The 11802-nt window shown below is 57.2% G+C and carries 12 protein-coding genes; 7 read left to right on the top strand and 5 right to left on the bottom strand.

Features of this window, described 5'->3' with window-relative positions:
* Position 1: 1 nt before the first annotated feature.
* Positions 2–1636, bottom strand: coding sequence for a tetratricopeptide repeat protein (locus LW884_05780; GenBank protein ID MCE3007843.1), 1635 nt, complete (start codon positions 1634–1636; stop codon positions 2–4).
* Between the two features lie 36 nt (positions 1637–1672).
* Positions 1673–1981, bottom strand: coding sequence for a thioredoxin (gene trxA / locus LW884_05785; GenBank protein MCE3007844.1), 309 nt, complete (start codon positions 1979–1981; stop codon positions 1673–1675).
* A 216-nt stretch (positions 1982–2197) separates the two neighbouring features.
* Here trxA and LW884_05790 point away from each other — a divergent pair, with 216 nt between their 5' ends.
* The 5 genes from LW884_05790 (at position 2198) to LW884_05810 (ending at position 7155) form a co-directional block, all read left to right on the top strand.
* On the top strand, positions 2198–3787 hold the full coding sequence (locus tag LW884_05790; GenBank protein MCE3007845.1) for an NADH-quinone oxidoreductase subunit M: 1590 nt from the start codon (positions 2198–2200) through the stop codon (positions 3785–3787).
* Between the two features lie 190 nt (positions 3788–3977).
* Positions 3978–4817, top strand: coding sequence for a 2,3,4,5-tetrahydropyridine-2,6-dicarboxylate N-succinyltransferase (locus LW884_05795; protein ID MCE3007846.1), 840 nt, complete (start codon positions 3978–3980; stop codon positions 4815–4817).
* Between the two features lie 114 nt (positions 4818–4931).
* Entirely contained in the window at positions 4932–5825 is an 894-nt protein-coding gene (locus LW884_05800) for a hypothetical protein (protein ID MCE3007847.1), read from the top strand.
* A gap of 2 nt (positions 5826–5827) precedes the next feature.
* Positions 5828–6289, top strand: a complete 462-nt coding sequence (locus tag LW884_05805; protein MCE3007848.1) for a GNAT family N-acetyltransferase — start codon at positions 5828–5830, stop codon at positions 6287–6289.
* Positions 6259–7155, top strand: coding sequence for a glutamate--tRNA ligase family protein (locus tag LW884_05810; protein ID MCE3007849.1), 897 nt, complete (start codon positions 6259–6261; stop codon positions 7153–7155). The genes LW884_05805 and LW884_05810 overlap by 31 nt, the downstream gene beginning before the upstream one ends.
* Before the next feature lie 36 nt (positions 7156–7191).
* Here the strand turns inward: LW884_05810 and LW884_05815 are convergent, their stop codons facing one another.
* The 3 genes from LW884_05815 to LW884_05825 form a co-directional block, all read right to left on the bottom strand.
* Positions 7192–7365: a 30S ribosomal protein THX gene (locus tag LW884_05815; GenBank protein MCE3007850.1), complete on the bottom strand. Its 174-nt coding sequence runs from the start codon at positions 7363–7365 to the stop codon at positions 7192–7194.
* 92 nt (positions 7366–7457) lie between these two features.
* On the bottom strand, positions 7458–8525 hold the full coding sequence (locus LW884_05820; protein MCE3007851.1) for a hypothetical protein: 1068 nt from the start codon (positions 8523–8525) through the stop codon (positions 7458–7460).
* A 108-nt stretch (positions 8526–8633) separates the two neighbouring features.
* Entirely contained in the window at positions 8634–8882 is a 249-nt protein-coding gene (locus tag LW884_05825) for a type B 50S ribosomal protein L31 (protein ID MCE3007852.1), read from the bottom strand.
* Positions 8883–9378: 496 nt separating this feature from the next.
* Between LW884_05825 and LW884_05830 the strand changes: the two genes are divergently transcribed.
* Together LW884_05830 and LW884_05835 are read left to right on the top strand one after the other, a co-directional pair.
* Positions 9379–10029 carry a nitroreductase family protein gene (locus tag LW884_05830; protein ID MCE3007853.1) on the top strand — a complete coding sequence of 217 codons (651 nt, stop codon included), beginning with the start codon at positions 9379–9381 and terminating at the stop codon, positions 10027–10029.
* A 531-nt stretch (positions 10030–10560) separates the two neighbouring features.
* Positions 10561–11739 carry a prolyl oligopeptidase family serine peptidase gene (locus LW884_05835; protein MCE3007854.1) on the top strand — a complete coding sequence of 393 codons (1179 nt, stop codon included), beginning with the start codon at positions 10561–10563 and terminating at the stop codon, positions 11737–11739.
* Positions 11740–11802: the final 63 nt, after the last annotated feature.

An 11802-nucleotide genomic window follows, 5' to 3' on the forward strand; every position in this document is an offset into this window, starting at 1 on the left:
ATTACAGACAGGGTGAATTTACACTTTTTTCTATAAACAGCAGGTACAGGCGTGCCGCTTTTGCTTCCTGGCGGTAGGGGTTTCGTCTATCTTCTTCCACGGCACGGGTCAGGAATCGCTTGGCGGTGCATAGGTCTTTCTGCTCATAGTACAGCAGGCCCAGCTGCTCATAGGCCTGCACATCGGTGGGGTCTATTGCCAGGGCTTGCTCATAGTCAGATTTTGCCTGTTCTGGCTTTTTCAGGGCCTGGTAGGCCATTCCCCGCTTCAGGTAGGCCGTGTACTTTTCGCGCTGGCCCGGCTCGGGCTGCTGCAGGGCTTGGTCAAAACGGGCAATGGCATCCACATAGGCAGCCTGCCCCAGGTACCACTCACCCAGGCTCACATAGCCCATGGCCATGTAGGGGTCCTCTGCTATGGCTGCTTCCAGGTCTGCTTTGCTTTCGCGCATATGGCCACTCTCCAGCATAGTAAAACCCCGATTATTCAAAATGAGTGCCCGGCTCTCCACATCTGGGTTTTGCAGGGCCTGGCTATACACCTCCAGGCTGCGGTGGTCCTCGCCCAGCCTGCCCCAGGCAAAGCCGTAGTTCACCCAGCCGGCCGGATAGTCTGGCTTGTAGCGGAAGCACAGCTCGTAATTTAGCACCGCCTCCTCCCAGTGCTCCAGCTGGATGTGCAGCTCGCCCAGGCGTGCGTAGGCGCGGTAGTCCTCTGGCATCAGGTCTCGCGCCAGCGATAGGTCTAGCAGGGCCTGTTCGTAGTCATTCAGCATCATGCAGGCATTGCCCCGGCTCAGGTACACTTGGTGCACCAGCTCGCGGTTCAGGTCTGTGTAGCGGGGATCCTGCTGCTCCAGCCTGCGCACTTCGGCTTGTGCATGGTTCAGGTAGCCCATGGCCTGCAGATACTGGCCATTTTGGTAGTAGCTGTTGCCCAGGTTTGTCAGGCTGGCGGGGTCGCTGCCAGCCGGGTCTACCAGCCTGCCCATCAGCTGGCGGGTTTCCTCGCCCCGGCCCAGCTCATTCAGGGTTAGCACCTTGCGCTCCAGGTAGGTTTTATCTTCTTCTGCCCCCTCGGGGCTTAGGGCCATGGCCTGCTCTATATCGGCCAGTGCGGCCTCATACTGCTGCATGCGGTAGTGCACCAGGTGCCGCAGGTAGTAGGCATAGTCGCTGTCGGGCTTCAGGCTTACGTATACCTCCAGGGCCTGCAGGGCTTCGGGGTACGACTGGGTGGCCATGTAGGCCAGGCCCAGTATGTTGTAGGCCGTGGTGTGCCGGGGCTGTAGCGCCAGGCACTGCTGCGCCGCCTGTATGGCACTGCCCTGCTCTCCCAGCTGGTAGTAGGCACGGGCCTGCTGTGCGTACAGGTCTGCGGCATAGCGGCAGCCGGGCACATCCAGGCCCTGCTGCGCACACTGTAGGGCCTGCCGGTATCGGCTTAGCTCGATCAGTGTGGTAGTCATGTAGAAGTAAACCAGGTCTCCGGGCTGCCGGGCTGCCTCCGCCTCGTACAGGGCGAGCCGGGCTGCGGGGTCTGGCTCCTGCCGCGCCTGGGCCAGCCACGCCTGCCCCCTGCTGTAGTGCCCGGGGCACGCAGCCACCACCGCCAAGTATACCCACAGCCAACGCATGTACAAAGATAGGGCTGCTTATGCTTTAGGCCAGGCCTAGGCCATGTAGGGCCGTAGTTCCTGCTCCAGGGCACCTAGCGGCAGTGCACCCGACTTTCGCCACCGGATCTTCCCCTTGTCGAACAGGAGCAGGGTGGGAATGCTCTGTATCTGGTAATGCTGGGCGGCCCGGGGGTTTTCGTCTACGTTCACCTTTACGATCGTCAGGCTGCCCTTGTGCTTGCTAGCCAGCTCTTTCAGTACCGGGTTCATCGCCTTGCAGGGGCCACACCAGTCGGCCCAAAAGTCTACCAGCACGGGGTGATCGCTCTGGTTGATGATATCTACAAATGTCTTTTTTGCCACGTTCTTTCTATTTTGTTGGAATTACAACAAAAAATCATTCCATCCTGGTTCCGAAAATCCCGGGGCCGGGCAGCCCCCTTTATCCCGTAGGCCGATGCCCGATCGCCTAATCCTGTACGCCGGGCGCTGGGGCACGCTGCGTGCCGGCCTGCGCATTTTTCAACTTTTTTAGTGGCTTTCTTCTCTCTATATTTGGGCCGAATAAAACGTAACCCTATGGTAAACGAGGATTTCTACCATCTGCTGCTAAACCTGATGCTGTTTGTGCCCCTGCTGGGCATAGCCGTGCTGCTGGCACTACCCAAAGCATCGGCCAAATATGTGGCACTTGTTTTTTCGCTGGTCTCCTTTGTGCTCAGCCTGGTGGTGTTCAAGGGCTACCTGGCCGTTAGCGGCCAGCAGCTAAGTGCCCAGGATGGTGGCTATGTGTTTTACCGAGCCTTCGAGATGGCCCAGGGTACTTTCCTGGAAGGATATGACATCAAGTACATACTGGGCATAGATGGCATTAGCATCTACCTCATCCTGCTTACTACCCTGCTCTTTCCGCTCAGCATCTGGTTCAGCTTCTCCAGTGTGCACAAGATGGACAAAGGCTACTATGCGCTGCTGCTGCTGCTCATGACCTCGGTAATGGGGGTATTCATGAGCCTGGACCTGGTGCTGTTCTACATCTTCTTCGAGCTGGGGCTGATCCCCATGTACTTCCTGATCGGCATCTGGGGGGGGAAAGACCGCATTTACGCCGCGCTCAAGTTTTTCCTCTACACCCTGGCGGGCTCGGTGCTGCTGCTACTGGCCGTTATCTACCTGGGGCTGAAGGTAGGGCCGCATGTGTCGCCCGACCTTCTGTTTACCTCCGACCTGTCCACCCTGATGCATTACCTGTTCGATCCAGGCTCGCCCGCCGCCCTCAGCTGGAACGAGCAGTATTGGCTCTTCCTGGGCTTTGCCATCAGCTTTGCTATTAAGGTTCCGGTGTTTCCGGTGCACACCTGGCTGCCAGATGCCCACGTACAGGCCCCCACGGCCGGATCTGTTATCCTGGCAGGCGTACTGCTCAAGATGGGCACCTACGGCCTCATCCGCTTCTGCCTGCCCCTCTTCCCCGAGGCCAGTGCCTACTTTGCACCAGCTGCCAGCATCCTGGCCCTTATCGGAATCATCTACGGCGCTATGGCCGCTATGGTTCAGACGGATATCAAGAAGCTGGTGGCCTATAGCTCGGTGGCCCACATGGGCTTTGTGGTGCTGGGCATCTTTGCCATGACAGCCGAGGCCATGAGCGGGGCTGTGCTACAGATGGTAAACCACGGCATCAGTACCGGTGCGCTCTTCCTGATTGTGGGCATGATCTACGACCGCCGCCACACCCGCGAGATCAAAGACTTCCAGGGCATAGCCAAGCAGATGCCTATTTTCACACTCTTCTTCATGATTGCCACCATGAGCAGCATAGGCCTGCCGGGCTTGAATGGCTTTGTGGGCGAGTTCCTCATCCTGCTGGGCAGCTTTGGCAGTGGGCTGATGGAACGCTGGGTAATCGTGGTAGCCACCACCGGGGTAATTCTGGCTGCGGTATACATGCTGTGGATGTTCCGCCGTGTCATGTTTGGCACCCTGGACAAAGAGGAGAACAAGACACTACAGGACCTGAATGGCACCGAAATTGCCATACTGATTCCGCTCACGGTGCTGATGTTCGTCATAGGCTTCCATGCCACCCCTTTCCTGGAGCAAATCAACGTTAGCAGCGACTATGTGGTCCGGCTGGTAAATGACAGCCTGAGCAACTACGGCGGCTAAGACGGCGACTAAACGCCTGGTACAAAGACATGTGCCAAGCAAGCTACCGGGCACAGTATTGAGACAGTGCTGCGATCCCAAAACCTGGTGCACCCGCCCGCCCGCTGGTAAATAGTGCGGCAACCAAGCGCCCAACCTGCCTGGCCTACAGGCTAGCGACCCGACACACACCTATTAAAAGACACATTCCATGAAGACCCTAGCCCTGGATGTACTGAAAGCCCAAATACAGGCCGTGTGGGCAGACCGCAGCCTGCTGGAGCAGCCCGAATACCGCCAGGCCATAGAGGCCGTGGTAGAGGCCCTGGACAAGGGGCTACTACGCACCGCCCAGCCAGTGCCCGACACAGAAAAGGGCTGGCAGGTAAATGACTGGGTGAAACAGGCCGTCATCCTGTACTTCCCCATTCGGCAGATGGAGACCCTGGAGTGCCCCCCATTCGAGTTTCATGACAAGATCCCCCTAAAGCGCGACTACGCCAGCCAGGGGGTGCGCGTGGTGCCCCACGCCCTGGCACGCCACGGCAGTTTCCTGGCACGCGGGGTCATCCTGATGCCCAGCTACGTAAACATAGGTGCCTATGTGGACGAGGGAACCATGGTAGACACCTGGGCCACGGTGGGCAGCTGTGCCCAGATAGGCAAACGCGTGCACCTGAGCGGCGGGGTGGGTATAGGTGGCGTGCTAGAGCCAGTACAGGCAGCCCCGGTTATCATCGAGGATGACTGCTTTATTGGTAGCCGCTGTATTGTGGTAGAGGGCGTACACGTACGCCGAGAGGCCGTACTGGGCGCAAATGTGGTGCTGACGGCCAGTACCCGCATCATAGACGTAAGCGGCCCCGAGCCCATAGAATACCGGGGCGAGGTGCCCGAACGGGCAGTGGTGATACCGGGTAGCCTCCCCAAGGCATTCGCGGCGGGCACCTACCAGGTACCCTGCGCCCTTATCATTGGCCGCCGAACCGAAAGCACCGACAAAAAGACCAGCCTGAACGATGCCCTGCGCACGCACAACGTGGCAGTATAAAGAAATGCGCGGATCGCGATCCCCCCGGAGAGGACCACACCCATCTTTCCGCCACAGTTTATCCACCACAGAGGTGCGGGAAATGCACTCGATCAACCCTGAAACCGGTACATCATGCAGTTATTCCAAAAGCTATTCCTAAGCAAACCGAACCTGGAAGCAAGCACACAGCCGGTGATATGCCTGCTGTATGACCGGCTGCCGACCCTGAACCTGGAGGTAGCCCTGCAGGCCCTGGACAGCTTTGAGCCTATGGCCGAAAAGCCCCTGCTGCGGATAGAGCAAGACCTGAAAACCGGCAGTATGCTTTTTGCTACTGTAAGCTGGGAGGCGCATACCATCCACATAGGCGGGCTACCCAGCCCCCTGCCCCCTGCCGTGGTAGAGCGCTGCATCATCCCCAGCCCCTGGAACCCCGCCTGGAAGGAGATGGCCCAGAGCCATGGTGCCAACCTCATCCTGCTGTATGAGGGAAAGGCCCACGACACCGTGGAGCAGTACCTGGCCCTGTACAAGGTGGCGGCAGCCCTGCGCACCGATGGAACCCTGGCTGTGGTAAACGAGCCAGCCTGGACCTGCCATCCGGTGGAGATCGTAGACCAAATCCTGGATCCGCACTTCCTGCCCATGGTGCGCCACAGCCCCCCGCTGGTGTACTGGACGGGCCTGCTGAGTGTGGACTGGCAGGAAGAGCAGTGGCTCATTACACGGGGCAACCGCCTGTTTCGCCTGCCAGAGCTGGCCTGGCCCGTGGATGAACTGACCGACCCCATGGAGGTGCTGAATACCCTGCACGAGATAGCGCTGTACTTCTACTTCGAAGGCAAGGACCTGCATGCCGGAGACCTGCTGAACATAGACGAGCAGAACTATTTTACCTTCAAGCACCTAGGCGAGGCCAGGGCCAGCCTGGAAAGCCATGGCGCCACCCTGGTGGTAGAGCGTGTACACGCCGATGAGGCCGAAACACTGATGGAACAGGATACCGACAATCAAGAAACCTACTAACCATGCCCCACGTACGCCCGGCCAACCCTGCCGATATGCCCAGGCTGGCAGATCTATTTGTGCAGTATCTGGCTTTTTATGGCATAGCCAGAAGTTTGAACGAAGCAGAAGACTATTTACTGGCTCGGATGGAGCAGGCACAGAGCGTGATACTGGTGGCCGAGGCAGACGGAACCCTAGCAGCCTTTGTACAACTATACCCCGGCTGGAGCAGCACCCGCATGGCCCCGCTGTGGATACTAAATGACCTGTATGTAGCCCCTGCACAGCGGGGTACCGGGCTAGGGCGTGCACTGGTGCAGGCCGCACAGCAGCACTGTGTGCACACCGGTGCCATAGAGCTGACACTGGAAACAGCCGTGGACAATGTGCAAGGCAACGCCCTATACCAAGCCGAAGGCTTTTACCCCGTGGCAGGCGTAAATTTCTACCGATGGAACCCACCGGCCTTGGGCAGCAAGTAGCGGAGCGCCTGGCCCAGCGGCTGCCGCCACAGCCAGTTACGCGCCTGGCCCCTAGCCCCACGGGCTACCTGCACATGGGGCACCTGGTGCACGCCCTGTACGTGTTCGGCCTGGCTGGCAGGCTGGGCATAGCAGTCCAGCTGCGCATGGAAGACCATGACCGCCAGCGCTGCAGGCACGAGTATGCACGGGCCATAGAAGAAGATTTTGCCTGGCTGGGCCTAACAGGGCCGGGCCGGCCCTGGCAGTACCAAAGCCAGCGGAAAGCCCTGTATACCCAGGCCCTTGCGGGCCTGCCGGTATATGCCTGCCACTGCAGCCGCAGCGAGATACTGGCACGTACGGGGCGGGACAGCGCGGACGAACTAGGGTACGACGGACACTGCCGACACAAGAGCCTGGATAGAGCCGGTGCGGCCCTAAGGCTGCAGATACCCGATACAAAGGTGCTATTTGAAGACCTGCGGCTAGGGCCCCAGCAGCAGTGCCCAGCCAGCCAGTGTGGAGACCTGCTGCTGTACGACCGAAACGGGAATGAAACCTACCAGTGGGCCGTGGCGGTAGACGACCTGGCGGTGAATGTAGTGATCCGGGGAGAAGACCTGCTGGCCAGCACAGGACGCCAGCTGCTACTGCGGCGCATGCTGGGCCAAGACGAGCCTATGGTGTGGCTACACCACCCCCTGCTGTACGAGCCTGGTACGAGCCAGAAGCTGAGCAAACGGCAGCACAGCGAAAGCCTGCGCCAGCGCAAAGAAAAAGGGGCCTTGGCCCCTGTATTACTTGGCGAAGCAGCCCACTTGGCTGGGCTAATCCCCCGGCCCAAAGCCTTGGCAGCCTCGGAAATTGCCAGCCTGTTCAGCTGAACAAAATGGCCGAAAGCTCCGCCAGCCAGCGTGCCGCTACTTGGCGGCAGCAGCCTTCTTGGCGGGTGCCTTTTTCTTCTCGGCAGGGCTTTTGGCCACCACAGCCTCGGCCTGTGCGGCTACAGGCTTGCTACGCTTGCGCAGGCGGGTTTTGCCAAAGCTGCCCAACCAGATTTTCCCTTTGCGAGAACGACGATCTCCTCTTCCCATGGATGCGGTATATTAGTTACGTGAATAAGTAAACAGAATCTAAAATTAGCGCGACAAAGCTAAAAAGGCAACAGAAAAGGGGTACAAATGCCCTATACTTCGGCATTAGCGGCAGCATCGCTTTCTGAGTTTGTGCTGGCCGCCGGCGCTACGGCAGCGGTTCGGTTCGGCTCCTCCGCATCGTCGTCCTCCGTGTTTATCTCCACCTCGGGGCGTGGCTTCGGCTTGCTTCTTACCCTGCCTGCAAATAGGTCGGCGTAGAACCTGGCATCCGGATAATCCGTCAGCCTGAACTTGCGCTCTTCGGGCTCTTCTGCAAAACCGGCTGCCGTCAGGCCCCGCACAATGGGTTTGGGGCTTTTGGTACCAAATATATCTTGCGAAGAATGATCAGTAGCTTGCTTCAAGATGAGGGTAAGCTGGTCGCTGTTATAGTCCTTAAACAGATTGAAGTTCTCGCGCATCCGTGCAGCCATTTTTGCAGCATCCTCCTCGGTAGGGGTATAGCTGGCTGTGCGCCCGGGCTTATCCCGCTGGTCGCGCCTGCTACCCGTACGGCCATCGCGTGCATTGCGGCTATCCTTGCGCTCCTCTCCCGCCTGCTCCGCTCGTGGCTCGCGCTGGGGTCTGTTCTGTTCGCGCTTATCCCTTTGCTCTGCCGGGCGCTCATTGCGCCTATCATTCCGCTCTCTGCCGGGCTGCTCCCGGCCTCTTTCTCGGCCACGCGCTTCGCCCCGGCCCGTTCGGCTATCGCCACTGCCCAGGCTTATGTTCTCTACAGCTATGCCCTGCGCCTCCAGAAAGGTCTGCGTACTGCCGAGGCCCTTGCCTTCAAAGACAAAAAGGATCTTGTTGTACTCGCCGCGCTTGGCAAATTCGTAGATCACACTGCAGCTCATGTAGTTGCTGAAGTTGCGCTCGGCCTGCGGAACCTTGTGTACATACGTTTTGTAGCGCTTCTGCAGGTCCTCCAGCAGTACACCCGATGCCTTTCGGGCGTAGATAAAGAGCTCGGGGTTATTCTTTCCCTGCAGGAAAGAAAGATCTGTGAGCAATGGGGCTACCCGATCCCAGTCGAACACCACCATTGTTTTGTTTCCGGCTTTGTGGGCAGTCTTAGTCTTATCTGCCGAGCCGCCCAAAAATTTAAATATTCCCATGGGTTTTCTATGTTAGATGCCCCATGTGCCTGAAGAACAAACAAACGCAAGACAAAAGACAAAACCTGCCTTTTATCCGAGTATGTACGCTCGTTTACGTTTACCCGCTTACTTCTTGTTTTTGCCGTAGCGGGCAAAGAACTTGTCTACCCGGCCAGCTGTGTCCACAAACTGCTGCTTGCCGGTAAAGTAGGGGTGCGAACGGCTGGAAATGTCCAGCTTAACCAGGGGGTACTCGGTACCATCCAGCTGGATGGTTTCCCTGGTTTTTATGGTAGACTTACCGATAAAAGTAAAGTCGCTGGATACATCCTTAAAAACGACTTCTTTATACTCGGGGTGAATGCCTTTCTTCATAACACACGGATGTTTAAGCCTGCGAAGTTACCGGATGCCGGGTAAGTACGCAATACACAGATCGAAAAAAACACTAATTTTAGCTTATCCTGCCATACAGATTGAACGCAAATCATTGATTTGTAGCAAACTAAAAATAGATCGGGCTAGCAATCAGCCGCCACACCGAGCGCAAACCCTATTGGGCCAAACTGCCTGGCCGCGCGCGCGAACGCGCGAAACCGAGATGATTCGAACCTGTTAGCGGTTCAAATTGTTGTGCGCTCTGCGGGCTACGAATGCCCGGGGAGCAAATTGGGTGTCCCAAGTGGCACCGTTGCTTTGCACGCTCATTACTTTTAACTATCACACTAGTCTATACCACACCCATCCGATGACACAGACACCTGATACACAAGCGGCTGAGCTACAGCCAAACGAGGACATAAATCTGCAGACTGCTTTCGCAAGGATTGTGGAGCGTAGGCGCTCATGCCGGCTGTTTGAGCCAGAGCCTATGCCCGAAGTACTGCTGAGGAAGGCCCTGCACGAGGCCACCCTGAGTGCAAACAGCAGCAATATGCAAACCTGGGAGTTCCACTGGGTGCGCACACCTGAGCTGAAAGCCAAGATAGCCGAGGCTTGCATGAGCCAGCCGGGTGCGGTGTCGGCACCCGACCTGATTGTGCTGGTATATCGGCGTAGCAAGTATAAAGCCCATACGCGCTTTATGCTAGAATACCTGAAGCAGAACCTACCGGCAAATACCCCCCCATCCAAGCGAAAGGAGCGCTTTGCCTACTATGAAAAGCTGATGCCTCTGCTATATTGGCAGGATTTCTTCGGACTAAAGGGGTACCTACTAAAACCCTTTTTCAGCTTTCAGGGACTTTTCAAGCCCACCTTCCGACAAACCCTCAAGGCCGATTTGCGCATCATGGGGCACAAGAGCCTGGCACTGGCCGGGCAGACGCTGATGCTGTCGATAGCGGCTGCGGGATACGACTCGCTGCCCATGGAGGGTCTGGATACCGCCCGCATAAAGAAAGTACTGGGCCTGCGCGGCTGCGAGGTGAGCTGGGTGCTGGCAGTGGGCAAGGGCAAACCCGAGGGACTGTATGGCCCCCGCATACGCGTGCCCGAAGAGCAGGTAATTTTTACCTACTAGCTAGCGAAGCGTAGGGCGAAATAAACCATGCCACGCTTCCACTATTTCCCGCTTTGCAAGTTCCCTCAGTTCGGGTAGCGTAGTGCATGGCCCTGTACTAAGTGTGGGCAAGACGGCTTGGGTAGTTAGCCAGATGCTGTTTTCTGCGGAATAAAGCCGCCGTCAGATCACAAAAAATCTGGCAGTAGCAAAGTTGGTTCAAAAGTAGTGGGCTGGAGATTCTATTACTGTCTTAGGCCGGAAAAGCAATTTTTTGTAACTTTGTAGGTATCCTATTGAGGATAAAAAAATATAATATTCTAAATATTAGCGGACCGAATCTTACGCTACGCCCGGAATAATACCAATCAGGACACAAAAATGAAGCCCAACTATTTTTTCCTTAGTACAGCTGGTCCTGTTCAGCCTCTGTTCTTTCTGTTTCTGCTTTTTTCTACCACCCAGGGCCTTGCACAGACCTGCACACCGAGCTTTATTGTGAGCTGCAACCGGGATAGCATTGTACACGATGGCAAGTTCAGAAAGTTTATTATGTACGAACCCGACAGCTACGACGGAACGGTAGCCTACCCGCTGGTTATCAGCCTGCACGGTGGCAGCGGGAACATGGTAAATGCGCAAGGTTTCAGCCGGCTTAACCCCTGGGCCAATACCAAAGGCTATCTGGTAGCCTGGCCGCAGGGCTATGCCACCGTGGTCTCACCGCTAGGAAACGGCTACACCTGGGCCGACGGACGAAACACCAACGCCGACCAGGCAGGTATAGATGACGTAGGCTTCCTGCTAAACCTGGTAGACAGCCTGAAGGAGCAGTATAACATAGACACCAACCGGGTGTATCTGTGTGGCTTTTCGAATGGAGGCTTTATGGTGCAGCGTATGGCCTGCCAGGCACCCGAGCGCTTTGCGGCTATGGCCAGCCTGGGCGCAGCGCAGGGGGTAGACAACTTTGCCCTCTGTCAACCCTCCAAGCCCGTGCCGATGGCATTTTTAAACGGTACTGCCGACCCCGAAATGCCCTACGAGGGCGGGGCCATGCGAAACGAACTAACACAAGACGCGGCACCCACCGAAGAGGTAGTACAGTTCTGGGTAGAGCATAACCAGTGCCAGACTAAGCTGGATACTGTATTTGTGCCCGAATCTGCAGTGGTAGATAACTCCAGCGTAAAGATAATAGCGTATACAGGCTGCGCCTGCAATGCCCATGTTAAGCTCTACAAGATTATAGGCGGGGGGCATACCTGGCCCGGGGTATTTGTTGGCCAGCAAAATTTGCTGGGCTTTACGAATAGAGATATAAATGGGAGCGAAGAGCTGCTGGACTACTTTAGCCAGTTTAGCCGCTGTAGCCTGCCACCGCCTCCGGCAGAAAACTGCAGCGAACCCTGTACCAGCTGTGGCTGCGAGGCCTGTAAATGCGAGGGCAACGCCTGTGTGTGCGACACGGGCACCACCGTTGCCCGCACCGCGCCCGGCCACGTCTTACCAGTGCGCCTGTACCCCAATCCCGCCCATACCGAACTAAAACTGCAACTCTCCACACCTGGCACCGTGCACTATAGGCTGGTCAATGCATTTGGGCAAACGGTGCAGCAGGGCCAGGTGGCAGATCAGCAGATCCCACTTGCCGGGCTAGCCTCAGGCCTGTACGTTGTTCGCCTCAGGCAGGGTTCGCTAGAAGCGGCCCACTCCTTTCACAAGGAGTAGAAATAAGACTGCCTGCGGGCAATCAACCCCCAAGTCAGCCCTGCCCAACGCCTGGCCGCATAC

It is taken from the genome of Bacteroidota bacterium, assembly GCA_021300195.1.
GTDB lineage: Bacteria > Bacteroidota > Bacteroidia > J057 > JAJTIE01 > JAJTIE01.